Source organism: Pseudomonas sp. 910_21 (genome assembly GCF_052850735.1).
The window spans coordinates 465,364-488,214 of record NZ_VXCY01000001.1; the positions used below are offsets into that span (position 1 = coordinate 465,364).

A 22,851-nucleotide genomic window follows, 5' to 3' on the forward strand; every position below is an offset into this window, starting at 1 on the left:
GCGGTTCGCTGGCAAAACCCAGCCCGAAGTGGGTGCAGATCCACGGGGCCTGGGCGGGAAAATGACTCCACCAGTGAAATGCGTATCAGGTTTTTAGGAGCGTTGTAATGCCTGACATCTATCACTTTTTCCAACAGCTGGTTAACGGTCTCACCGTTGGCAGCACGTATGCCCTGATCGCCATCGGCTATACGATGGTTTACGGCATCATTGGAATGATCAACTTCGCCCACGGCGAGGTGTACATGATCGGCTCCTATGTGGCGTTCATCGCCATCGCCGGGCTGGCCATGATGGGACTCGACAGCGTCCCGCTGTTGATGACCGCAGCCTTTATCGCGAGCATCGTCGTCACCAGTGCCTACGGCTACAGCATCGAACGGATCGCCTACCGCCCCTTGCGTGGCAGTAACCGCCTGATCCCGCTGATCTCCGCCATCGGCATGTCGATCTTCCTGCAGAACACCGTTCTGCTGGCGCAAGACTCCAAGGACAAATCCATCCCTAACCTGATCCCGGGCAACATCTCCATCGGGCCAGGTGGCGCACATGAAGTGCTGATTTCCTACATGCAGATCGTGGTATTCGTGGTGACTCTGGTCGCCATGCTCGGCCTGACGCTGTTCATCTCCCGTTCTCGCCTGGGTCGCGCCTGCCGTGCCTGCGCCGAGGACATCAAGATGGCCAACCTCCTGGGGATCAATACCAACAACATCATCGCCCTGACCTTCGTGATCGGCGCCGCACTGGCGGCCATCGCCGCCGTGCTGCTGAGCATGCAATACGGTGTGATCAACCCCAACGCCGGTTTCCTGGTGGGCTTGAAGGCCTTCACCGCGGCGGTCTTGGGCGGCATCGGCAGCATTCCGGGCGCGATGCTCGGCGGGCTGGTGCTGGGGGTGGCTGAAGCCTTTGGTGCCGACGTGTTCGGCGACCAGTACAAGGACGTTGTGGCATTCGGCCTGTTGGTTCTGGTGCTGTTGTTCCGTCCGACCGGCATTCTGGGCCGTCCGGAGGTTGAGAAAGTATGACTAGGAATCTTAAATCGGCGCTGTTCAGCGCCCTGTTGGTCTGGGCCGTCGCCTACCCGGTGCTGGGCCTGAAACTGACCATCGTCGGCATCAACCTGGAAGTCCACAACACCAGCCCGACCATCCTCGCCACCATCGCGCTGTGCTCGGTGCTGATGTTCCTGCGGGTGCTGTTCCATAGCCAGATCAGCGCCGCCTGGAAGTCTTCTCCCAGCATGCCGCTGATCCCGGCCAAGGCCAGCAACTTCCTGACCCTGCCCAGCACCCAGCGCTGGATCATCCTGGCGTTGATCCTCGGCGCTCTGGTCTGGCCGTTCTTCGGCTCTCGCGGCGCGGTGGACATTGCCACGCTGATCCTGATCTACGTGATGCTGGGCCTGGGCCTGAACATCGTCGTCGGTCTGGCCGGCCTGCTGGACCTGGGTTACGTGGGCTTCTACGCCGTCGGCGCCTACAGCTACGCGCTGCTGTCGCACTACTTCGGCCTGAGCTTCTGGATCTGCCTGCCGATCGCCGGCCTGATGGCGGCCACCTTCGGCTTCCTGCTGGGCTTCCCGGTGCTGCGCCTGCGAGGTGACTACCTGGCAATCGTGACCCTGGGCTTTGGTGAAATCATCCGTCTGCTGCTGCGCAACATGACCGATCTCACTGGTGGTCCGAACGGCATCAGCAACATCGAGAAGCCGACCTTCTTCGGCCTGACCTTCGAGCGCAAGGCAGCGGAAGGCCTGCAGACCTTCCACGAGTTCTTCGGCCTGCAGTACAACTCGATCAACAAGGTGATCTTCCTCTACCTGGTGGCCCTGTTGCTGGCGCTGGCGGCGCTGTTCGTCATCAACCGCCTGCTGCGCATGCCTATCGGTCGTGCCTGGGAAGCTCTGCGTGAAGACGAGATTGCCTGCCGCGCCCTGGGCCTGAACCCCACCGTGATCAAGCTCTCGGCCTTTACCCTGGGCGCCGCGTTCGCCGGTTTCGCCGGCAGCTTCTTCGCCGCGCGCCAAGGCCTGGTAACCCCGGAGTCCTTCACCTTCATCGAGTCGGCGATCATCCTCGCCATCGTCGTGCTGGGTGGCATGGGCTCGCAGCTGGGTGTGATCCTGGCGGCAATCGTGATGATCCTCTTGCCTGAAATGATGCGTGAATTCAGCGAATACCGGATGTTGATGTTCGGCGCCATGATGGTGCTGATGATGATCTGGCGTCCTCAAGGTCTGCTGCCCATGCAACGTCCTCACATGGAGCTGCGCAAATGAGCCGTGAGATCCTCAAAGTAACGGGCCTGTCGATGCGCTTCGGCGGCCTGCTGGCGGTCAACGGTGTGGCCCTGACCGTCAAGGAAAAACAAGTGGTGGCATTGATCGGCCCGAACGGGGCCGGCAAGACCACGGTGTTCAACTGCCTGACCGGTTTCTACCAGCCAAGCGCCGGCAGCATCCTCCTGGACGGTGAGCCGATCGAAGGCCTGCCGGGCCACAAGATCGCCCGCAAGGGCGTGGTGCGAACCTTCCAGAACGTACGGCTGTTCAAGGACATGACCGCGGTCGAGAACCTGTTGATCGCCCAGCACCGTCACCTGAACACCAACTTCCTGGCCGGTCTGTTCAAGACCCCGGCGTTCCGCAAGAGCGAGCGCGAAGCCATGGAGTACGCCGGCTACTGGCTGGACAAGGTCAACCTGCGGGAGTTTGCCAACCGTCCCGCCGGCACCCTGGCCTACGGTCAGCAACGGCGTCTGGAAATCGCCCGCTGCATGATGACCCGCCCGCGAATTCTCATGCTCGACGAGCCGGCCGCCGGCCTCAACCCCAAGGAAACCGAGGACCTCAAAGCGCTGATCAGCGTGTTGCGCGAGGAGCACAACGTCACGGTGCTGCTGATCGAGCACGACATGAAGCTGGTCATGAGCATTTCCGACCATATCGTCGTGATCAACCAGGGCACCCCCTTGGCCGACGGTACGCCGGAACAGATCCGCGACAATCCCGAAGTGATCAAAGCCTACCTGGGGGAAGCGTAAATGCTGCAGTTCGAAAACGTTTCCACCTACTACGGCAAGATCCAGGCGTTGCACAGCGTCAACGTCGAGATCCGCCAGGGCGAAATCGTCACCCTGATCGGCGCCAACGGTGCCGGCAAATCCACCCTCTTGATGACCCTCTGCGGCTCGCCTCAGGCTCACAGCGGCAGCATCCGTTACCTGGGTGAAGAGCTGGTGGGACAAAGCTCGGCGCAGATCATGCGCAAGAGCATTGCCGTGGTGCCGGAAGGCCGCCGGGTGTTCGCCCGCCTGACCGTGGAAGAGAACCTCGCCATGGGCGGCTTCTTCACCGACAAGGGCGACTACCAGGAGCAGATGGACAAGGTCCTGGAGCTGTTCCCACGGCTCAAGGAGCGCTTCACTCAGCGCGGCGGCACCATGTCCGGCGGCGAGCAGCAGATGCTCGCCATCGGCCGTGCGCTGATGAGCAAGCCCAAGCTGCTGCTGCTGGACGAACCGTCCCTGGGCCTGGCGCCGATCATCATCCAGCAGATCTTCGACATCATCGAACAGCTGCGCCGCGACGGCGTGACGGTGTTCCTGGTGGAGCAGAACGCCAACCAGGCATTGAAGATCGCCGACCGCGCCTATGTGCTGGAGAATGGCCGGGTGGTGATGCAAGGTACCGGCGAGTCGCTGCTGACCGATCCGAAGGTGCGTGAAGCCTACCTGGGCGGCTAAGCACCTGCGTCAATGAAAACGGCCCTTCGGGGCCGTTTTTTTTATCCCGGAATAAAAAACTGTCCCCACCTGTAACGAATGCCGATGAGCCTTCTCTAGAGGGGTAAGCAAGCACGAATGCTTCCTTAACCCACCCCGATCTGGAGAAACACCATGAGCAACACTCGCACCCTGTCCGCTACCGCCCTGGTCCTGGCTCTGGGCTCCGCCCTGAGCATCGCTGCCGTCTCCACCACCGCCCAGGCGGCCGGCGACATGGAGAAATGCTTCGGCGTGGCCATGAAGGGCAAGAACGACTGTGCCGCGGGCGCCGGCACCACCTGCGCCGGGACCTCCAAGCTCAATGACCAGGCCAACGCCTGGAAACTGGTGCCAAAAGGCACTTGCGAAAAAACCGCCAGCAGCACCTCGCCCACCGGTTTCGGCCAGCTCGAAGCCTTCAAAGCCAAGTCCTGATCCCGCGCCTGCCTGAGTGTCGATGATGAACACAGCCCTGATCCAGCGTCCCCGCCACGACATTCAGGCGTCCGCCTCGTGCCTGCCGCCCCGTGCAGGCCTGGGGCTCAAGAGCGAACACTTCAAGGATGTCCTCGAACAGCGACCCGATGTCGGTTTTTTCGAGGTGCACGCCGAGAACTACATGGTGGCGGGCGGGCCCTTCCATCATTACCTGGGGTTGATCCGCGAAGACTATTCGCTGTCGTTGCACGGTGTCGGCCTGTCCATTGGCGGCGAAGGGCCCCTGGACACCGAGCATCTGCAGCGCCTGGCGGTCTTGATCGAGCGCTATCAACCCCAGTCCTTTTCCGAACACCTGGCCTGGTCCAGCCACGGCCCGGTGTTTCTCAATGACCTGCTGCCCCTGGCCTACGACGTGCCGACCCTGCGGCGGGTCTGCGAACACATCGATCAGCTGCAGAACCATCTGGGGCGAACCATGCTGCTGGAGAATCCGGCCACCTACCTGCAATTCCAGCGCTCGACCCTGGACGAAACGGACTTCATCCAGGAGGTGATCCAGCGCAGCGGCTGCGGCCTGCTGCTGGACGTCAACAACCTCTACGTTTCCTGTATCAATCACCAACGCGATCCCCTGGCCTATCTGCAGGCACTGCCGCTGCACGCCGTGGGCGAGATTCATCTGGCCGGGTTCGCCGAAGACCGAGACAACCTCGGTGACCGTCTGTTGATCGACGATCACGGCGCTCCGGTGGACCAGGAAGTCTGGGCCCTGTATCGGCAAACGCTGAAGAGGATCGGCCCCATGGCCACCCTGATCGAGCGGGACAATCAGGTGCCGAGCCTGGCGACCCTGGTGGTCGAGGCCGATCAGGCCCAGGCGTTGCTGCAGCGTGCCCGGGTGCAGCCATGAGCAGCCAAGCCGCCTTTGCCAACGCCCTGCTGAGCAGCGAGGCGATCTGTCCTGCGGGGCTGTGCAGCAGCAACGGCGCCGATCCGGCCAGCCGCTTCGCGGTCTATCGCAACAATGTGCAGAGCTCGTTGATCAACGCCCTTTCGGCGACCTACCCGGTGGTGGCGCAACTGGTGGGCCAGGCCTTCTTCGACGCCATGGCCCGTCACTATGTGCAGGACTTCGCGCCCCACAGCCCCTTGCTCAGCGACTACGGCCAGGACCTGGGCGACTTTATCCAGGGCTTTGCTCCCGCCGCCGCCCTGCCCTATCTGGCCGATGTGGCGCGCCTGGAACGGCTGCGGGTCGAGGCCTATCACGCCGCCGACGCACGCCCCCTGGACCCGGCGCACCTGGCGGCGGCGATGAGCCGGCCAGACAGCCTCGGGCAGGTGCGCCTGCTGTTGCATCCGTCGCTGCGCACCCTGCACTCACACTTCGCCGTCGTCAGCTTGTGGGCCGCTCACCAGAGCGAGGCGGCGTGGCCTGCGTTCGACCTGTATCAGGGCCAGTACGCCCTGGTGCTGCGCAATGCCCTGGAGGTGGAGGTCATCGCGCTGGACGCCGGCAGCGCCACCTTCATCGACAGTCTGCACAACCACTGGCCGCTGGAAATCGCTGCCGCCTATGCCCTGGATGCCCAAGCCGATTTCGACCTGGGCCAGTGCCTGGGCCTGCTGCTGGGCCACGGCGCCGTTATCGACCTGCAACCTCACCAAAAGGCTTGACCATGAACACCCAGAATCCTGCCCCCGTTAGTGGACTGCTGAACCGAATCATTCAAGGGTTCGAGCGTATTCCCTACAGCCTGATTGCCTTTATCGCGCGGTTCTCCATCGCCGCGGTGTTCTGGAAATCCGGCCAGACCAAGGTCGAGGGGCTGGCCATCGACCTGATCGACGGCACCTTCCAGCTGGGCTGGCCGCGTCTGGCGGATTCGACCATTCCCCTGTTCCAGAGCGAATACCACGTGCCGCTACTGACGCCGGAAGTAGCGGCGCACCTGGCGGCCTTTGCCGAGCATTGTTTCCCGATGCTGATCCTGCTGGGCCTGGCCACGCGCTTTTCCGCCCTGGCGCTGCTGGGGATGACCCTGACCATCCAGTTGTTCGTCTACCCGGATGCCTACCCGACCCACGGCACCTGGGCGGCCATCCTTCTACTGCTGATGGCCAAAGGCCCGGGCGTGTTCTCTCTCGATCAACTGCTCGCCCGTCGCTATCGCCGCGCGCTGTAACGACGAGCGGCCCTAGAGGCGATCCAGGGCCTCGCCGCTGCGGCGGAACCAGTCCATCAGGTAATCGGCCAACACCTGGGTACGCTTGGGCAGGCCGCCCTGATAGGGATGCACCAGATACATCGGCATGCTGCGGGTCTGGTAATCCCGCAGCAGCCAGCGCAGGCGACCGTCGGCCAGATCGCTGTGCAGCACATAGGAAGGCAGCCGGGCGATGCCTGCTCCCGCCAGGGCGGCTTTCTTCAGCAGGTTGTAGTGGTTGCTGGCGAAGGGCCCGCTGACGCGCACTCGCAACAGCTCGTGGCGCTGGTGATACAACCATTCCTCCCGTCCGCTGTAATGACTGTTGAGCAGACAGCGATGTTCGGCCAGCTCCCGGGGAGTCTGCGGCTCGCCGTATTGCTCAAGGTAAGCCGGGCTGGCACAGGTCATCTCATGCCAGGCCAGCAGCGGCCGGGCGACCAGGCGCTGATCATTGGCCACCTCCGAACGCACCGCCAGGTCAAACCCCTCCCGGGCCAGGTCGCGGTAACTGTTGCTCAGGTCCAGCTCGATCTGCACCTGGGGGTAGTGCCGGGAGAACTCCAGCAGCAGGCCATCGAAAAAGGTCTCTCCCAGGGACACCGGAACCGTCAGGCGCACCGGGCCGGCCATATCGTCCTTGAGCCGGGCCAGGGCCTGATGGGCCCGCTCCACTTGGACCACCAGCGCCTGGGCCTGAGGCAGAAGCGCCGCGCCGGCGGCGGTCAGGTCCAGGCGACGGGTAGTACGTTGCAGCAGTACCACGGCGTAGCGGGCTTCCAGGGCGCTGATGCGCTTGGACAACTGACCCTTGCTGCACCCCAGTTGCTGGGCAGCCAGGGTAAAGCTGCCCGCCTCCACCAATACTGCAAATGCCGCCAGGTCATCCATCTCGCTCATGGATTGTTTCCATTTGAAAACCAAAGGTTGCCTATTAGCGCGTTAATCCACAGAAAAAACCACTCTAGACTGCAACCTCGTCCCCCCCTTTGAGGAACAGCCCATGAAAATTCTCTTGATCGGTGCCAACGGCACCATTGGCTCGGCGGTAGACCGGGAACTGTCCCAGCGTCACGAAGTGATCCGTATCGGCCGCACCAGCGGTGACTTCCAGGTGGATATCAGCGACAGCCAGTCGATCCGCGCGCTGTTCGAAAAGACCGGGCGCTTCGATGCGCTGGTGTGCGCCGCCGGTAACGTCACCTTCGCACCACTGGGGGAAATGACCGCCGAGCACTTCAGCCTGGGCCTCAAGGACAAACTGATGGGCCAGGTCAACCTGCTGCTGATCGGCCGCGAATACGCCAACGACGGCGCCTCCTTCACCTTCACCACCGGCGTGCTGAGCCACGACCCGATCCGCAGCGGCGCCTCGGCCGCCCTGGTCAACGGCGCCATCGACAGCTTCGTGCGGGCCGCCGCCATCGAGCTGCCCCGGGGCCTGCGAGTCAACTCCATCAGCCCCAACGTGCTGCAGGAAGCCATGGGCAGCTACGCCCCCTACTTCCGCGGCTTCAAGCCGGTGCCGGCGGCCGACGTGGCCCTGGCCTACGCCAAGAGCGTGGAAGGCCTGCAGACCGGCCAGACCTACCACGTCGGCTGATCCGGCTTGTGTAGGGCTCGCCAGCGAAGGCGTCCTCCCGAACCACACAAGGCTTCAGGGCCTCTTCGCCGGCAAGCCGGCTCCTACGGTTGATGGCGCTGCCGCGTTCAATCCGGGGTTGTGGTGACCGGGCGGGCTGCGTAACGTGTCGGCTTCCGCTTGGAGGCCCAATGATGCGCACCGCCCGTTCACTGCTTTGTTTCGCCCTGTTGCCGCTGTTTGCCGGCTGCCAGATGTTGCCGATGTTCAACTCACAACCCGAGGCGCCATCCATGGCCGGGCTGACCCGGATGCAGGGGGAACTCAGTGCGGCAGACGGCAAGTTGCTGTTCAAGCCCTGCACCGAAGATCGCCGTTATGTGGTCCGCGACGGCGGCGATACCAGTGTGCTGCAAGAGGCCGCTACCCTGGCTGAGAAACAGGGCAAGCTGTTCGCCGACCTGCGAGGCAAGTTTTCCGCCAGCGGCAGTAGCGACGGGCAGTTGAACCTGCGCCAGCTGTATCGCATCGAACGTTCCGGCAGTGCCTGCAACGACCCGAATTTCCAGCGTCTGATCCTGCGGGCCGGCAGCAAGAACCCGGCCTGGAATGTCGATGTCAGTGCCAAGGGCATGATGATCGAGCGCGCCGGCCAACCAACCCTGGCCCTGCCCTATCTGGAAGAGCAACTGGGCGACGGTCGTTTCAACCTCACCAGCGAGGCCAATCACCAGCGCGTGGAGCTTTGGGTCGCACCGCAACGCTGCGTCGACCCCGTTACCGGCAGCGTCCAGCACCTGAGCGCCGAGCTGCGGGTGGATGGTCAGGTCCAGCGCGGTTGCGGCTATTTCGGCGGCTCGCGCAACGACTGATTCGACGAGCAGCGGTTTTAGCCTCACGGCGACGGTGGATTGCGGCTTATAATCGCCGGTTTGTGCAAAGCAAGCCGGCGCACTGTTGCGCACCGCCTACCCGGATCCTGTCATGTTACGAATCACCGAACTCAAGTTGCCGATCGACCATCCCGATGAAGACCTGCGCGCCGCTATCGTGCAGCGCTTGGGGATCGCCAGCGATGACCTGCTCGATTTCACCTTGTTCAAACGCAGCTACGATGCGCGCAAGAAGTCTTCCGAGCTGTGCTTCATCTACACCATCGACCTCAACGTGCGCGACGAAGCGGCGCTGCTGCTCAAGTTCGCCGACGACCGGAACGTCAACCCGGCGCCGGATGTCAGCTACAAGGTGGTGGGCCAGGCTCCGGCAGACCTGAACGAACGACCGATCGTGGTGGGTTTCGGCCCTTGCGGCATCTTTGCCGGCCTGTTGCTGGCCCAGATGGGCTTCAAGCCGATCGTCCTCGAGCGCGGCAAGGAAGTGCGCCAGCGCACCAAGGACACCTGGGGCCTGTGGCGTAAAAGCGTGCTCAACCCCGAGTCCAACGTGCAGTTCGGCGAAGGCGGCGCCGGGACCTTCTCCGACGGCAAGCTCTACAGCCAGATCAAGGACCCGCAACACCACGGCCGCAAGGTGCTCCACGAGTTCGTCAAGGCCGGTGCGCCGGACGAAATCCTCTACGTCAGCAAGCCGCACATCGGCACCTTCCGCCTCACCGGCGTGGTGGAAAACATGCGCCAGCAGATCATCGCCCTGGGCGGTGAGGTGCGCTTCGAGCAGCGGGTCACCGACGTGCTGATCGAAGACGGCCAACTGCGGGGCGTGGAACTGGCCAGCGGCGAACAACTGCACTCCCGGCACGTGATCCTGGCCCTGGGCCACAGCGCCCGCGACACCTTCCGCATGCTCCACAGCCGTGGCGTGTACATGGAAGCCAAGCCGTTCTCGGTGGGCTTCCGTATCGAACACCCGCAATCGCTGATCGACAGCGCGCGCCTGGGCAAGTACGCCGGCCACCCGAAACTCGGCGCCGCCGACTACAAGCTGGTGCACCACGCCAAGAACGGCCGTTCGGTCTACAGCTTCTGCATGTGTCCGGGCGGCACCGTGGTCGCGGCCACCTCCGAGCCGAACCGGGTGGTGACCAACGGCATGAGCCAGTACTCGCGCAACGAGCGCAATGCCAACTCGGGCATCGTGGTAGGCATCACTCCTGAAGTGGACTACCCGGGCGGCCCATTGGCGGGCATCGAACTCCAGGAACGCCTGGAGTCCCACGCCTTTGTCCTGGGTGGCAGCAACTATCAGGCTCCGGCGCAGCTGGTGGGCGACTTCATCGCCGGCAAACCCACTACCGCTCTGGGCAGCGTCGAGCCGTCCTACAAGCCGGGGGTGAGCCTGGGCGATCTGGCCCTGGCCCTGCCGGACTTTGCCATCGAAGCCATTCGCGAAGCCTTGCCGGCCTTCGAGCGGCAGATCAAGGGCTACTCCCTGCACGACGCGGTGTTGACCGGGATCGAGACCCGCACCTCATCGCCGCTGCGTATCACTCGTGACGCATCGATGCAGAGCCTGAATGTGAAGGGGTTGTATCCAGCCGGTGAAGGCGCCGGTTATGCCGGGGGGATTCTTTCCGCCGGTGTGGACGGGATTCGCATTGCCGAAGCCGTGGCCCGGGACATCCTCGGGATTCAGGCCTGACGGACGGGCCCTTTCGCCGGCAAGCCGGCTCCTACCGTCTACCGTAGGAGCTGGCTTGCCAGCGAAGGCGTCATCCAGAACAACGCACGGCTCAAGGGCCCCTTCGCCGGCAAGCCGGCTCCTACGACAGCTTCAGATGCCGGCGCGCAATACGCTGGCGGGTAGTGCCTCGCCACGTTCGACACTGGCCGCTACCGCATCGATCAAGGCATTCAACTCATACCCCTGCTCCGCCAGCCACTGCTTATCGTAGTAAGTGGTCGCATAGCGCTCGCCACCGTCACAGAGAATCGCCACGATCGAACCCGTCTCGCCCGCGGCGGCCATCTGCTGCGCGGCCATCAATGCGCCGATCAGGTTGGTGCCGCTGGAGCCGCCGACCCGGCGACCCAGGCGCTGGGCCAGGTAGTGCATGGCCGCCAGGGACAAGGCATCCGGCACCTTGACCATGGCGTCGATCACCTTGGGCAGGAAGGAAGCCTCGACCCGTGGCCGGCCAATGCCTTCAATCCGCGAACCGCAATCCAGACGCAGACTGGCATCGCCGCTCTGGTAGAAATCAAAGAACACCGAGCGTTCGGCGTCGGCACACAGCACCCGGGTGCTGTGCTGGCGATAGCGCACGTAGCGGCCCAGGGTCGCAGTAGTGCCGCCGGTGCCCGGACTGGAGATCAGCCAGCTAGGCTCCGGGTAACGCTCGAAACGCAACTGCTGGAAGATCGACTCGGCGATGTTGTTGTTGGCCCGCCAGTCGGTGGCCCGCTCGGCGTAGGTGAACTGGTCCATGAAGTGGCCGCCGCTCTCCCGAGCCAGGCGCTCGGATTCGGCATAGATCTGCGTCGGGTCCTGCACCAGATGGCTCTTGCCGCCATAGAAGGCGATCTGCGCGATCTTTTCCTGGGAGGTAGTGGCTGGCATCACGGCAATGAAAGGCAGCCCCAGGAGACGGGCGAAATAGGCTTCGGAAATCGCCGTGGACCCACTGGAGGCCTCGATCACTGGCGCGCCGGGCTTGAGCCAGCCATTGCACAGGGCATAGAGAAATAACGAGCGGGCCAGGCGGTGCTTGAGGCTGCCGGTGGGATGGCTGGATTCATCCTTGAAATACAGTTCGATACCCGGCTGGCCTGGAAGCGCCAGCGGAATCAGATGGGTGTCGGCACTGCGCTGGAAGTCGGCTTCGATGATGCGGATGGCCTCACGGGCCCACTGGCGATTGTCGCTCATGTTCTATTCTCGTCGGATCGAACGCCGTACCGGCGCAAGAAAATGAAATGCACCCAGCTTAGGTGATCCGGGTTCGGCGCAATCAGGTGATTGTTCCCTGGAGGAAAACCATCTGTAAGCCCCTGGCGACGGACATGTTAGGAAATATCTCCAGCCCCTGACAGGTACAGCTGGGAAGCAATTGGAAACACAACTGCAAGGGAGCTTTTTCAGCAGGCCGCTTGCCTGCTACATATAACAAAAAAGAATATAACTTTTGTTTTAACAACTAACTGTACGGGTTAGGGTGTGCCACCTTTTTTAGATTTAGATGGAGAGCGACCTTGCCTCTGCGTAGCACTTTCACTCGTTTCTTTGCCATGGAAGCTGCCAGCGGTCTGTTATTGATCGCCGCTGCCATCCTGGCTCTCATCATCAACAACTCACCACTGTCCTGGCTGTACAACGGCTTGCTGGAAACCCCGGTAGTGGCCCAGATCGGTGCCTTGAAGATTGCCAAGCCGCTGTTGCTGTGGATCAACGACGGCCTGATGGCCCTGTTCTTCCTGCTGATCGGCCTTGAGGTCAAGCGCGAAGTCCTGGAAGGCCAGTTGTCCAAGCCTTCGCAGATCGTCCTGCCAGGCCTGGCAGCCATTGGCGGCATGCTGGTACCGGCCCTGATCTACTGGTTTCTCAACCGTGACAACCCGGCGGCACTCAATGGCTGGGCGATTCCGACGGCCACTGACATTGCCTTCGCCCTGGGGGTTCTGGCCCTGCTGGGCAAGCGTGTCCCCACGTCGCTGAAGCTGTTTCTGATGACCCTGGCGATCATCGATGACCTGGGAGCCATCGTGATCATCGCGATCTTCTACTCCGGCGCCCTGTCGACCCTGTCGCTGATGCTGGCGGCCGCCTGTATCGCTGCGTTGGTGGCGATGAACCGAATGGGGGTGGTGAAACTTGGGCCCTACATGATCATCGGCCTGATCCTCTGGGTCTGCGTGCTCAAGAGCGGGGTCCACGCGACGCTGGCCGGCGTGACCCTGGCCTTCTGTATTCCCCTGCGTACCCGCAATGCCGAACCCTCGCCGGCCCAGGCACTGGAACATGCACTGCATCCTTGGGTGGCGTTTGGCATCTTGCCGCTGTTCGCCTTCGCCAACGCCGGCTTGTCCCTGAGCGGCGTAACGCTTGAGAGCTTCACCCACCATGTACCTATGGGGATCGCCATCGGCCTGTTGCTGGGCAAGACCATCGGCGTGTTCGGCCTGAGTTGGCTGGCGATCAAGACCGGGCTCACCTCCCTGCCTGCCGGCGCCAACTGGGGACAGGTGCTCGGTGTGGCGATTCTGTGCGGGATCGGCTTCACCATGAGCCTGTTCGTCGGCTCCCTGGCCTTCGTGCCCGGTAGCAGCGAATACGCCGGCATGGACCGCATGGGGATTCTCACCGGCTCGTTGCTGGCCGCACTGATCGGTTATGCGGTTACCGCCGCCGCCAGCCGCAAGAACACGGCGCTGACCTCCTGATCAAGCAGGATCAGCCAGCCTGAAAACACAAAACCCCGACCAGTTGCCTGGTCGGGGTTTTGTTTTGTAGCAGAAATATCAGCGGGTAACGCGGCTGGTGCCGTTGACACTCATGATGCGCACGCGATCACCAACACGGAACACTTCGTTTTCCTGTACCTGCTGTACATAGGCACGCATGCTGCCGTCGTCTTCACGGACAGTGATCTCCACGCCCTGGGTACGGGTCAGACCTTCTTCAGTGGCCGAACCCAGCAGGCCACCAGCTACCGCACCGATCACCGCAGTGACGATGCTGCCACGGCCGCCGCCGATGGCGCTGCCGCCCACACCGCCGATAACAGCACCGGCAGCACCGCCGATCGGGGTCTTGGTACCTTCGATTTTCACTGGACGCAGGGACTCGATGGTGCCCATGCGTACGGTTTGCACACGACGCGCTTCATCACGGGAGTAAGAGTCACCGGTCAGGTTTGAGGCACAGCCGCCGAGCAACATTGCCATCGTGGTGAAAGACGCAACCAGCAAAACAGACTTACGCATAGGATCAACTCCAAAGGACAGATGGACATTAGACTCCGCAGCTTGACGCCTGTCACGGCGCAGCCCGGATAAAATTGGTTTCATTCAGCCAAAGTACAGACTGTATGAACGCTGAACCTTCTCAATACGGTAACGCCGGTTTCCAGCATAGCGCCACCGAGCAAAGGATTTTTCATGGATTACTTCATCATCATCGTGACCACCATCGCCGGCCTGTATTTTCACTGGTGGCTCTACGTGCGCATCAAGCGCTGGGTGGACCGGGACCTGGCCTTGTCCCTGGCCGGAACCGATGAACAGAAGAAGCAATTCATGCTGCAACAGCTGGCCGAGGCCCAACGCCAGAAAGTAAAACGCCGGGACCTGCCGCAATGGCTGGAAGCCGCCGCGGCCGGTTATCCCGGCGAGTGATCTGCGCGTTTCAGGGGGCCAAACGTTCCCGGCTCCACTGCCCCGCCTGCAGGCGATAGTTCAAACGGTCATGCAGACGGCTGGGACGCCCCTGCCAGAACTCGATGCGCTCGGGCAGCAGGCGATAACCACCCCAATGTTCCGGGCAATCGGGCTGGCTATCGCTGAAGCGCGCCTCAGTGGCCTTGAGCAACTCCTGCAACTGGTCGCGATCGGCGATCACCCGGCTTTGCGGTGAAGCCCAGGCCCCCAACCGACTCCCCAGAGGGCGCACCTGATAGTAGGCATCAGACTCCTGGGGAGTGACCTTGACCACCCTTCCTTCGATCCGAACCTGACGCTCCAGGGTCGGCCAGAAGAAGGTCATGGCGGCAAAAGGGCGCGCGGCCAGTTGCTCGCCCTTGGCGCTTTCGTAGTTGGTGAAGAAGGTGAAACCCTGTTCATCCAGCCCCTTGAGCAACAAGATGCGGCAATGGGGACGACCGTCGGTATCGACAGTCGCCAGCGTCATGGCATTGGCCTCTACCGGTGGTTGCTCGGTTTTCACCGCATCGGCAAACCACTGGTGAAACAGCGCAAAAGGTTCGCCCGGGGCCTGGGCCTCGGACAAACCATCGCGGGTGTAATCCCGGCGCATATCAGCCAGAGACTGAGTCATGCCTGCTTCCTTATCCTTGAGAATCAGTTTTTAGCCTGAGCGGTAGCCGTAGTTTTCTTCGCTGGAGCTGCGGCTTTCTTCGCTGGAGCCTTCTTGGCTGCCGGCTTCTTGGCAACGGTGGACTTCTTCGCTGACGCTGCGGCCTTTTTGCCGGTGGCGGCAGGAACGGGCGGCTTGGCGTCCTGCACGGCGACCATTTCGGTTTCGGACGGCGTCGGCTGGTTGTATTTGCTCAGCAGGCCCAGCATGGTGCTGCGCTGGGTCAGCATGATTTCCACTCGACGGTTCAGCGAACGGCCTTGAGGACTGTCATTGGCTGCACGCGGCATGACCGAACCCATGCCACGCAGCATCAGGCGGTCCTGTTTCAAGCCACTGAGGCTGAAGATGGCAGCAACAGACTGGGCGCGATCACGGCTCAGCTTCTGGTTGGCCAGGGTCGGGCCAGTCGCATCGGCGTGGCCGAGAATCAGTACGGCAGTCTTGGGATCGCCTTCAACGGCCTTGGCCACGCGAGTGAATGGGCCCAGGGTCACCGGCAGCAGCATGGCTGGACGGTCCGGGTTGAAGGACGCGTCGACCAGCGCAGTCACTACCAGCACATTTTCACGACGCTCTATTTGCAGCTTGCTGTCCTTAACCGCTTCACGCAGGCGTGGCTCGTAGTCGTCCAGCCAGGCCTGGGTGATTTTCGGGTCGGGCATCGGGATGTCCGCCACGTTGACCTTGCTCAGTGGCTTGGGTTGGCTCTTGGCAAACGGCCACCACCAGTGGGTCTCGGAGTCTGCGGCCTTGGCAACTTCTGGAGCCGGAGCCGGCTCGGCCTTTTTGGCCTCAGCCACAGGCTTGTCGGCGGAATCCTTGGAAGAGAACGGCCACCACCAGTTGCTGCTCTCGGCCTTGGCGGCAGGAGCGGCAGGTGCTGCGGCTACAGGGGCAGGAGCAGGAGCTGGCTCGGCTGCTGCCGGCTTGGCGGCAACCGGAGCTTTGCCAGCCGGCGCCGCCTGCTTCGCGGAAGCGGTGGTTTTACCGGCAGCGGCCGCAGGAGCAGCGGGCTTGGCCGCCACTGCCGGCTTGCCCGCAGGAGCGGCAGGAGCTGGCGCTTCGGCTGTGACGGGTTTTTCAGCGGCCTGCGGGGCTTCCTTGCTGCTGGCCTTATCGGACCCGAACGACCACCAATGGCCGCCATCCGCTTCATTTTGTGGGGTTTGTGCACAACCAGTGACGGTCAGGCAGATGGCCAAGGCTAGAGACTTGTTCGACGACATGGGATATCCACAAAATGAGATAAAAAATTCGGTCTACATGACCGGTACAAACAGACGCTTGGAAATTATAAAAGCCACAGGGTTCCGTCCTGCAGCTTTCCAAGCATGTTTAAGCAAAAAAGTTCTTAACAGCAACCTTTTTACAGACAATCCGACAAAACCCGCACCAGCTTCTGTGCCCGGGGGTCCATCAATACATAAGGCCCCAGGGTATTTGTCACAAAACCGAATGCCACATCATGCTCAGGGTCAGCAAAACCGATGGAGCCCCCGGCCCCCGGATGCCCAAATGCCCGCGCGCCCAAGCCAAAAGTGGCATTGGCCACCTGAGGCTGGTCGAGCATGCAACCCAGGCCGAAGCGGGTCTGGGTCAACAACGTCTTGTCCATGCCCAGGCTGTGCTCTCGGGTCAGCTCTTCGAGCATATCGGCTTCCAGCAAGCTGCCATCGAGCAGGCCGCTGTAGAACCCGGCGAGGCTGCGGGCATTGCCGTGACCATTGGCCGCCGGTTGCTGCATGCGCCGCCACTCGGGTTTATTGGTGCTGGTCAGGATAGACGGTGGATTGGTAAACGCCCGGGTAGTCATCGCATCCGGCTCGCGCATGGTCACTTGCAGCAGGCGCTGCGCCGCGGCGTCACCGACATTGCCTTTGCCACGGGCGATATGTGCCACCCGATGGAATTCCTCGTCAGCCAGGCCGACATGGAAGTCCAGCCCCAGAGGCGTGGCGACCCGGGCCACGATGGAGTCTCCCGCCCCGCGCCCATCGGCACGCCGGATCAACTCGCCGACCAGCCAGCCATAAGTGATGGCCGCGTAGCCGTGGCCCTCTCCCGGCGTCCACCAGGGCTGCTCGGCGGCCAGGGCATCGACCATGGTCTGCCAGTCGTAGAGGGCCTCGGCAGGCAGCAATTCGCGCAGGGCCGGCAAGCCCGCCTGATGACAGAGCAATTGGCGCAGGGTAATGGCGGCTTTGCCTGCCGCGGCGAACTCCGGCCAGTAATTGGCTACCGGCGCATCCAGCTTGAGCTTGCCTTCGGCCACCAATTGCAGGGCGGTGACCGCAGTGAACGTCTTGGTGCAGGAGAACAGGTTGGCAATGGTATCGCTGTGCCACGCCTCGGCACCGTCCTTGTCGGCGGTGCCGGCCCACAGATCAATGACCGTTTCCCCGCCGATCTGGATGCACAGCGCCGCGCCGCGCTCCTGGGGATCTTCGAAAAGCGCCGCGAAGGCTTCGCGTACCGCCTCGAATTTAAGTTCGTAATGACCTTGAATCTGCACCCTGACTCTCCCCACGACAATGCTCGACAACGTGGCGCGCATTGTTCCAGCCCTGAACCGATTTGGGAACAACCGACAGGGCTCCGCTCATTGATCCAGAGCCCTGGACAGATCAGTGGCCGTTGCCGGAGTGGCCACCGGCGCGCGCGCCCGCTTCCTTGGCTCCGCGGCCCTTGCCCTCATCCCCGGAGCCGTGTTCGGCAGCCGCTGCCTGTTGTGCCTGGACTCGGGCCTTTTGCGCCTCCTTGCCCAATTGATCCACAGCCTGCAGGTTGCTCTTGCGCACGCTGTCGACAAACCCCTGGAAGGGCACATCGGTAATCCCCACCAGACCAAAATGGCCGTTTTCACCATCCAGCAGACGCCCGGTTACAGGCTGGTCGAGATACTGGAACCAGTGCACACCGACAATCGATGGCTCGCTCACAGCCTGCTTGAGGAAATTGACGTAGGCCGGTCCACGATCTTCCTCCCGGGCCAGTTCGGTCACGCCGCCCCAGAACGGGCCACGGTCCCGAGAGCCGAAATTGAACTCGGTCACCAGCACCGGCTTGTCCAGGCTGCGCAGGTACGCAAAGTCCTGACCGTCCTGAGGCTTGAGGGTGTACATGTTGAAGCTCAGCACATCGCAGTACTGGGCACAGGCCGCCACCGCTTCGGGGTTGCTGACGGCAAAGCGCCCGCCCAGCAGCAGATGGTTGGGGGCATGCCACTTCAGCGAGTCGGCGATGGTCTTGAAATAGGTCTCGGCAAAGACTTTCTGGAAATACTTGAAGTCAGCCTCGATCTCCGGGTGCTCGGGACTTGGCTGCGGCGGTACGAACCCCGGGTCTTCCATCAACTCCCAGGCCGGCAGATCGATGCCCCAGGCTTTCGACAGGCCCGCTTGATTGCGGTATTTGTCCCGCAATTGCTTGAGGAAGGCCCGTTTGGCCGGCACATCGGTGGTCAGGCGCAGGGTGCCGTAAGCCAGGGCATAGCGGGCTTTCGGATCGTCACCGGGGCCGGCCCAGGCCAGCTCGTTGTCGGCAAAGTAGCCGATCAGCCAGGGATCGTCCCGATGGTCGCGGGCGGCGATGGCCACGGCCCGTTCAGTGGCCATGGCAAAGCGCGGATCGAAAGGGTCCGGCATGCCGCCCCACCAATCACTGCCCGTGCTGATGCTGGCGTAGTCACCAACGATGGACAACGGCAAAGTGTAGGGCACCCGGTCAGCCAACCCCAGCGCCGGCGCGCTCCAGTTGCCGATGGTGTTGAATCCCCAGGCCTGCAAGCGGTCCAGGGTGTGGCTGACCCAGCGTCGCTCATCGAAGGCCGGTGTCGCACATGGGACTGCGGCGGCTTCAGGCGCCGCTGGCTTGGGCTCGTTACTGGAGGCTTCGGCCGGGGCTTCGCTGCCCATCGCACAGGGGGCGCTGTAGGTGCGTTGCAGGTTGGCCCGATAGAAGTCGTACCAGCGGCCGGCGTTATAACCACGTCCCTGGTCGGCGCCGTTGCCGCCACGGTTGTCGCCCTCACCGTAGTAGCTCGCCAGAGGCTCGCCGTCCTTGGGCAAGGCGCTGAACATCCACTCACGCCCGGCGACATAGGTCTGGCTGTTGTCCGGGGCCACGGTGTTGACGCCCAGGGAGTAGAACGGGTGACCTTGCGGAGTTACCAGGAACCAGCGGCCATCACGTTTTTCCGTGCGGAAGAAGCCGCTGGCCTTGAAGCTCGGGCCCTTGTCCCAGCCGCCAAACTTGTCCAGGGAAGTCTTCTCGCGCTCGCCAAGCCACGCCTTGAGTTGCTGCTGCTCCTTGGCATCGGCCGCCTTGAGCTGATCGTCGCTGGCGATCTTTTCCGGCCAGCGGGCCCGGGTCGACTGGCCGTAGCCATCCACCAGAGAACCGTAGACCGCCTTGACCACGCCCTCGCCATCCTGCACGCCAAAGCGTTCGAGGAGGATACTCTGGGCGGCTTTGGGGCTATCCAGAGACAAGGTCACCGACACCACCTGGCTGCGGTCCAATTGCCCTTCGCTGCTGGCCAGCAGGATGCGCTGGCCGTCCACGGTCATCGGCATCGGCGGTGCGGCCTTCATGCCCTGGCTCAGAGGAGTACTGGCCACCAGCGGCACCAGCAGGGTCTGCGCCGGACCCGCCGGCAGATCGACGCGGCTGACCAGGGTCTTGCCGTCGTTGCTTTGAATGGTCACATAGAGGGTCAAGGCCCAGTTCATCGCGCTCTGGATGCGTAGGCTCATCATCCCCGACTGCGACCAGTCCCAGGCGCCGCTTTGTGGGCTCAGACTCAGGCTGGGCCGGCTGGTCGGGTTGAAGGTGATTCGCCGCAGCACTTCACCTTCGGCCGTTTGCTCCGCATTGGACTGTGGCAGGCTGGCATCTTGTGTCGCCACCTGCACCACAGCGGCAGGCCGGACAAAGTTGAACAGCGTCTGTTGGCCGGCAGGGGCCGCCAGGACGGGGGCGGCAAACAACAGGGCAAGTACAGCGGGCAACGAACGGCGAATCATATGAACCTGGCTCTCCCTAAAGACCGATAAACGGCCGGTGCTGAAGCGGTGACATGAAATAGACAGCACGGCGCGCAAAGGTGCGCGCCTTGCTTAAGATATTTCTCGGCGAAATGGCGGCAAGGCATTGAGGATAGCCTTGCCGTAGCGCTGGGTGACCAGTCGGCGGTCCAGCAGGGTGATGGTGCCGCGGTCCTGCTCGGTACGCAGCAGACGGCCGCAGGCCTGAACCAGCTTGAGAGAAGCATCCGGCACCGAGATCTCCATGAATGGATTGCCGCCCCGGGCCTCGATCCACTCCGCCAGCGCCGCTTCCACCGGATCATCCGGTACCGAGAACGGAATCTTGGCGATCACCACGTGTTCACAATAGGCACCGGGCAAGTCCACCCCTTCGGCAAAGCTCGCCAAGCCAAACAGCACGCTGGAATCGCCACCGTCGACCCGGGCCTTGTGCTTGTTGAGGGTTTCCTGCTTGGACAGGTTGCCCTGGATGAACACTTGCTTGCGCCAGTCACGGTCCAGGCCGTCGAACACGTCCTGCATCTGCTTGCGCGAGGAGAACAGCACCAGGGTGCCCCGGGAGCCCTCCACCAGTTCCGGCAGGTCGCGGATGATTGCTGCGGTATGCGCTGGTGCATCCCGCGGGTCGGCGCGCAGGTCGGGAACGCGCAACACCCCGGCATCGGCGTGATGGAACGGGCTGGGGACCACCGCCGTCACGGCTTTCTTCGGCAGTCCGGCACGCATGCGGAAGCGGTCGAAGGTGCCCAGGGCGGTCAGGGTCGCCGAAGTCACCAGGGCGCCGTAGGCCACGTTCCACAGATTGCGCCGGAGCATCTCCGCCGCAAGGATCGGGCTGGCATTGACCTCGATGTCGAACAGCGAACCGCTCTCGGCCAGGGTCAGCCAACGGGCCATGGGCGGGTTGTCTTCGGGGTCTTCGATGGTGAACGCGGTCCACAGCTCCCAGTTGCCCGAAGCCCGCGCCAGCAGGCTACCGAACAGCGGATACCACTCTTCGGCCTGGTTGCTGGCGATGCCGATATTGACCTCACCATCCATGCCTTCCTTGAGCAGCTCGGTGAGGCGGGTGAACAGATCGGTGAGACGGGAGAACCCCTTCTTCAACTCGATGCCCATCTCGCGCATGTGGTCGGGGATCAGCCCGCCGACGAAGCGATGGCGTGGCCGCTCACGGCCTTCCATGTCTTCGCCGGTCTTGAAGTCGGCGATCTGCTCGCAGGCGCTGAACATGAACTGCTGCTGGGTCTTGATCTCCCGCGCCAGCTCCGGCACTTGCTCGATCAAGCGCCCCAGGTCCCCCGGCAGCGGGTGCTGGGCCAGCAACTTGGTGAGGTTCTTGGCGGTCTGCTCCAGCCAGTCGGCGGTGGAGCGCAACCGGGTGTAATGGGCGAAGTGGCCGATGGCCTTGTCCGGCAGGTGGTGGCCTTCGTCGAACACATAGAGAGTGTCGCGCGGGTCCGGCAGTACCGCGCCGCCGCCCAGGGCCAGGTCGGCCAGGACCATGTCGTGGTTGGTGACGATCACGTCCACCTTGCCCATGCCTTCCCGGGCCTTGTAGAAGGCGCACTGGCCGAAGTTCGGGCAATGTCGATTGGTGCACTGGCTGTGGTCGGTGGTCAGACGTGCCCAATCGGCATCTTCCAGGGCGGTGGGCCAGCTGTCGCGGTCACCGTCCCATTTATTCCCGGCGAGCTTCTCGATCATGCTGGTGAACAGCTTCTGGCTGGCTTCATCGACCTCGATCTTGAAGCCTTCTTCCTCGAACAGCTGGGCGGTGGCGGTCTGGGCGTGACCTTCCTGAAGCAACATGTCGAGCTTGGACAGGCACATATAGCGCCCGCGGCCCTTGGCCAGGGAGAAGCTGAAGTTCAGCCCGCTGTTGCGCATCAGGTCCGGCAGGTCCTTGTAGACGATCTGTTCCTGCAGGGCGACGGTGGCGGTGGCGATTACCAGGCGCTTGCCGGCGGCCTTGGCCGTGGGAATGGCCGCCAGACTGTAGGCCACGGTCTTGCCGGTACCGGTCCCGGCCTCCACCGCGACCACCGCCGGGTCGCCACTGCGCCGGCCCTCGTCGTCGGTGTCGATATCACCCAGGACCTTGGCCACTTCGGCGATCATCAGGCGCTGGCCGTAACGCGGCTTGAGGCTCTTGGCTTCGAGAAAACGCGAGTAGGCGCCCTGGATCGTGGTTTTGAGTTCGTTGCTGATCATGGTTTTTCGGGCGCACAAAACGCTGGATAAATTTTCAGTGGTTCGAATCGGCCGCTATCATACCCCGCTAATTCATGTCGCGCAGAACGGAGTACCCGAATGACCGCTTTCGCCCTTGCCTACACCCTGCATGTACTGGCCGCCCTGGTCTGGGTGGGCGGCATGTTTTTCGCCTGGATGGTCCTGCGCCCGGCAGCCGTGGCGGCCCTAGAGGGACCGGCGCGACTACAGCTCTGGGCGCAAGTGTTTCCGCGTTTTTTCGTCTGGGTCTGGGCAGCGGTGGTGCTGTTGCCGATCAGCGGTATCGGCCTGCTGCACCTGCGCTTCAGCGGTTTTGAAACCGCACCGCGTTATGTGCAAGTGATGATGGGGGTTTACCTGGTGATGACCGCCCTGTTCATCCGTATCCAATCCCTGCAACTGCCGGAGTTGCACAAGGCGGTAGCGGCCCAGGACTGGCCGATCGCTGCGGCGGCGTTGGGGAAGATCCGTCGCCTGGTGGGCATCAATCTGATCATTGGTCTGCTGCTGGTCGCCCTGGCTGCGGCACGGCCAACCTTCTGAAAGCAACCGCCCGCTACAGGAGCGGGCGGCTGGA

At 62.8% G+C, this 22,851-nt stretch carries 22 protein-coding genes; 14 read left to right on the top strand and 8 right to left on the bottom strand.

What is annotated here, in order from left to right:
• The first annotated feature begins 107 nt into the window (after positions 1–107).
• The 8 genes from livH (at position 108) to FW796_RS02135 (ending at position 6,398) form a co-directional block, all read left to right on the top strand.
• Entirely contained in the window at positions 108–1,031 is a 924-nt protein-coding gene (gene livH, locus FW796_RS02100; protein ID WP_346635840.1) for a high-affinity branched-chain amino acid ABC transporter permease LivH, read from the top strand.
• A complete protein-coding gene (locus FW796_RS02105) occupies positions 1,028–2,284 on the top strand; it encodes a high-affinity branched-chain amino acid ABC transporter permease LivM (protein ID WP_346635841.1) in 1,257 nt (418 codons plus the stop codon). The genes livH and FW796_RS02105 overlap by 4 nt, the downstream gene beginning before the upstream one ends.
• Positions 2,281–3,048, top strand: coding sequence for a high-affinity branched-chain amino acid ABC transporter ATP-binding protein LivG (gene livG / locus FW796_RS02110; RefSeq protein WP_060837861.1), 768 nt, complete (start codon positions 2,281–2,283; stop codon positions 3,046–3,048). Before FW796_RS02105 ends, livG begins: the two co-directional genes overlap by 4 nt.
• Positions 3,049–3,750, top strand: a complete 702-nt coding sequence (locus tag FW796_RS02115) for an ABC transporter ATP-binding protein (RefSeq protein WP_123727752.1) — start codon at positions 3,049–3,051, stop codon at positions 3,748–3,750.
• Between the two features lie 153 nt (positions 3,751–3,903).
• Positions 3,904–4,206 (top strand): BufA1 family periplasmic bufferin-type metallophore, encoded by a 303-nt coding sequence (locus FW796_RS02120; RefSeq protein WP_346635842.1) that lies wholly within the window; start codon positions 3,904–3,906, stop codon positions 4,204–4,206.
• Positions 4,207–4,231: 25 nt separating this feature from the next.
• On the top strand, positions 4,232–5,122 hold the full coding sequence (gene bufB, locus FW796_RS02125; protein ID WP_346635843.1) for an MNIO family bufferin maturase: 891 nt from the start codon (positions 4,232–4,234) through the stop codon (positions 5,120–5,122).
• Positions 5,119–5,889 (top strand): DNA-binding domain-containing protein, encoded by a 771-nt coding sequence (locus tag FW796_RS02130; RefSeq protein WP_346635844.1) that lies wholly within the window; start codon positions 5,119–5,121, stop codon positions 5,887–5,889. The genes bufB and FW796_RS02130 overlap by 4 nt, the downstream gene beginning before the upstream one ends.
• Positions 5,890–5,891: 2 nt before the next feature.
• Entirely contained in the window at positions 5,892–6,398 is a 507-nt protein-coding gene (locus FW796_RS02135) for a DoxX family protein (protein ID WP_346635845.1), read from the top strand.
• Between the two features lie 12 nt (positions 6,399–6,410).
• On the opposite strand, the gene FW796_RS02140 is transcribed toward FW796_RS02135, so the two are convergent.
• Positions 6,411–7,319 carry a LysR family transcriptional regulator gene (locus tag FW796_RS02140; protein WP_346635846.1) on the bottom strand — a complete coding sequence of 303 codons (909 nt, stop codon included), beginning with the start codon at positions 7,317–7,319 and terminating at the stop codon, positions 6,411–6,413.
• Positions 7,320–7,422: 103 nt separating this feature from the next.
• On the opposite strand from FW796_RS02140, the gene FW796_RS02145 reads away from it, so the two are divergent.
• The 3 genes from FW796_RS02145 to FW796_RS02155 all read left to right on the top strand — a co-directional run bounded on the left by FW796_RS02145 (position 7,423) and on the right by FW796_RS02155 (position 10,599).
• Positions 7,423–8,022 (top strand): short chain dehydrogenase, encoded by a 600-nt coding sequence (locus tag FW796_RS02145; protein ID WP_346635847.1) that lies wholly within the window; start codon positions 7,423–7,425, stop codon positions 8,020–8,022.
• A 173-nt stretch (positions 8,023–8,195) separates the two neighbouring features.
• Positions 8,196–8,873 (top strand): COG3650 family protein, encoded by a 678-nt coding sequence (locus tag FW796_RS02150; RefSeq protein WP_346635926.1) that lies wholly within the window; start codon positions 8,196–8,198, stop codon positions 8,871–8,873.
• 112 nt (positions 8,874–8,985) lie between these two features.
• On the top strand, positions 8,986–10,599 hold the full coding sequence (locus FW796_RS02155; RefSeq protein WP_402889490.1) for an NAD(P)/FAD-dependent oxidoreductase: 1,614 nt from the start codon (positions 8,986–8,988) through the stop codon (positions 10,597–10,599).
• Positions 10,600–10,731: 132 nt separating this feature from the next.
• On the opposite strand, the gene FW796_RS02160 is transcribed toward FW796_RS02155, so the two are convergent.
• Positions 10,732–11,826: a PLP-dependent cysteine synthase family protein gene (locus FW796_RS02160; RefSeq protein WP_446438959.1), complete on the bottom strand. Its 1,095-nt coding sequence runs from the start codon at positions 11,824–11,826 to the stop codon at positions 10,732–10,734.
• Between the two features lie 323 nt (positions 11,827–12,149).
• Between FW796_RS02160 and nhaA the strand changes: the two genes are divergently transcribed.
• Complete coding sequence (nhaA, locus tag FW796_RS02165) at positions 12,150–13,337, top strand: Na+/H+ antiporter NhaA (RefSeq protein ID WP_346635850.1); 1,188 nt, start codon at positions 12,150–12,152, stop codon at positions 13,335–13,337.
• A gap of 78 nt (positions 13,338–13,415) precedes the next feature.
• On the opposite strand, the gene FW796_RS02170 is transcribed toward nhaA, so the two are convergent.
• Positions 13,416–13,880, bottom strand: a complete 465-nt coding sequence (locus FW796_RS02170) for a glycine zipper 2TM domain-containing protein (RefSeq protein WP_025127763.1) — start codon at positions 13,878–13,880, stop codon at positions 13,416–13,418.
• Between the two features lie 174 nt (positions 13,881–14,054).
• Here FW796_RS02170 and FW796_RS02175 point away from each other — a divergent pair, with 174 nt between their 5' ends.
• On the top strand, positions 14,055–14,291 hold the full coding sequence (locus tag FW796_RS02175; protein ID WP_123727741.1) for a hypothetical protein: 237 nt from the start codon (positions 14,055–14,057) through the stop codon (positions 14,289–14,291).
• 10 nt (positions 14,292–14,301) lie between these two features.
• Here FW796_RS02175 and pdxH read toward each other — a convergent pair whose 3' ends face one another.
• The 5 genes from pdxH to dinG form a co-directional block, all read right to left on the bottom strand.
• The gene (gene pdxH / locus FW796_RS02180; RefSeq protein ID WP_346635851.1) at positions 14,302–14,949 is read right to left on the bottom strand and encodes a pyridoxamine 5'-phosphate oxidase; all 648 of its coding nucleotides are present in this window, start codon (positions 14,947–14,949) and stop codon (positions 14,302–14,304) included.
• 23 nt (positions 14,950–14,972) lie between these two features.
• The gene (locus FW796_RS02185) at positions 14,973–16,217 is read right to left on the bottom strand and encodes an OmpA family protein (protein WP_404938450.1); all 1,245 of its coding nucleotides are present in this window, start codon (positions 16,215–16,217) and stop codon (positions 14,973–14,975) included.
• A gap of 140 nt (positions 16,218–16,357) precedes the next feature.
• Positions 16,358–17,503 carry a serine hydrolase domain-containing protein gene (locus FW796_RS02190; protein ID WP_346635853.1) on the bottom strand — a complete coding sequence of 382 codons (1,146 nt, stop codon included), beginning with the start codon at positions 17,501–17,503 and terminating at the stop codon, positions 16,358–16,360.
• Between the two features lie 112 nt (positions 17,504–17,615).
• Positions 17,616–20,015: a beta-galactosidase gene (locus FW796_RS02195; protein ID WP_446438960.1), complete on the bottom strand. Its 2,400-nt coding sequence runs from the start codon at positions 20,013–20,015 to the stop codon at positions 17,616–17,618.
• Positions 20,016–20,108: 93 nt separating this feature from the next.
• Entirely contained in the window at positions 20,109–22,253 is a 2,145-nt protein-coding gene (gene dinG / locus FW796_RS02200; RefSeq protein ID WP_102878618.1) for an ATP-dependent DNA helicase DinG, read from the bottom strand.
• Between the two features lie 99 nt (positions 22,254–22,352).
• Here dinG and FW796_RS02205 point away from each other — a divergent pair, with 99 nt between their 5' ends.
• A complete protein-coding gene (locus FW796_RS02205; protein ID WP_346635855.1) occupies positions 22,353–22,817 on the top strand; it encodes a CopD family protein in 465 nt (154 codons plus the stop codon).
• Positions 22,818–22,851 lie beyond the last annotated feature (34 nt).

Bases quoted from the DNA above. Each gene is read 5' to 3' on its own strand.
- FW796_RS02175 (WP_123727741.1), top strand. From the start codon at position 14,055: ATGGATTACTTCATCATCATCGTGACCACCATCGCCGGCCTGTATTTT.
- FW796_RS02140 (WP_346635846.1), bottom strand. From the start codon at position 7,319: ATGAGCGAGATGGATGACCTGGCGGCATTTGCAGTATTGGTGGAGGCG.
- FW796_RS02120 (WP_346635842.1), top strand. From the start codon at position 3,904: ATGAGCAACACTCGCACCCTGTCCGCTACCGCCCTGGTCCTGGCTCTG.
- dinG (WP_102878618.1), bottom strand. From the start codon at position 22,253: ATGATCAGCAACGAACTCAAAACCACGATCCAGGGCGCCTACTCGCGT.
- FW796_RS02170 (WP_025127763.1), bottom strand. From the start codon at position 13,880: ATGCGTAAGTCTGTTTTGCTGGTTGCGTCTTTCACCACGATGGCAATG.
- FW796_RS02130 (WP_346635844.1), top strand. From the start codon at position 5,119: ATGAGCAGCCAAGCCGCCTTTGCCAACGCCCTGCTGAGCAGCGAGGCG.
- FW796_RS02135 (WP_346635845.1), top strand. From the start codon at position 5,892: ATGAACACCCAGAATCCTGCCCCCGTTAGTGGACTGCTGAACCGAATC.
- livH (WP_346635840.1), top strand. From the start codon at position 108: ATGCCTGACATCTATCACTTTTTCCAACAGCTGGTTAACGGTCTCACC.
- FW796_RS02195 (WP_446438960.1), bottom strand. From the start codon at position 20,015: ATGATTCGCCGTTCGTTGCCCGCTGTACTTGCCCTGTTGTTTGCCGCC.
- FW796_RS02105 (WP_346635841.1), top strand. From the start codon at position 1,028: ATGACTAGGAATCTTAAATCGGCGCTGTTCAGCGCCCTGTTGGTCTGG.
- FW796_RS02185 (WP_404938450.1), bottom strand. From the start codon at position 16,217: ATGTCGTCGAACAAGTCTCTAGCCTTGGCCATCTGCCTGACCGTCACT.
- FW796_RS02205 (WP_346635855.1), top strand. From the start codon at position 22,353: ATGACCGCTTTCGCCCTTGCCTACACCCTGCATGTACTGGCCGCCCTG.
- FW796_RS02155 (WP_402889490.1), top strand. From the start codon at position 8,986: ATGTTACGAATCACCGAACTCAAGTTGCCGATCGACCATCCCGATGAA.
- bufB (WP_346635843.1), top strand. From the start codon at position 4,232: ATGAACACAGCCCTGATCCAGCGTCCCCGCCACGACATTCAGGCGTCC.
- FW796_RS02160 (WP_446438959.1), bottom strand. From the start codon at position 11,826: ATGAGCGACAATCGCCAGTGGGCCCGTGAGGCCATCCGCATCATCGAA.
- livG (WP_060837861.1), top strand. From the start codon at position 2,281: ATGAGCCGTGAGATCCTCAAAGTAACGGGCCTGTCGATGCGCTTCGGC.
- pdxH (WP_346635851.1), bottom strand. From the start codon at position 14,949: ATGACTCAGTCTCTGGCTGATATGCGCCGGGATTACACCCGCGATGGT.
- FW796_RS02115 (WP_123727752.1), top strand. From the start codon at position 3,049: ATGCTGCAGTTCGAAAACGTTTCCACCTACTACGGCAAGATCCAGGCG.
- FW796_RS02150 (WP_346635926.1), top strand. From the start codon at position 8,196: ATGCGCACCGCCCGTTCACTGCTTTGTTTCGCCCTGTTGCCGCTGTTT.
- FW796_RS02145 (WP_346635847.1), top strand. From the start codon at position 7,423: ATGAAAATTCTCTTGATCGGTGCCAACGGCACCATTGGCTCGGCGGTA.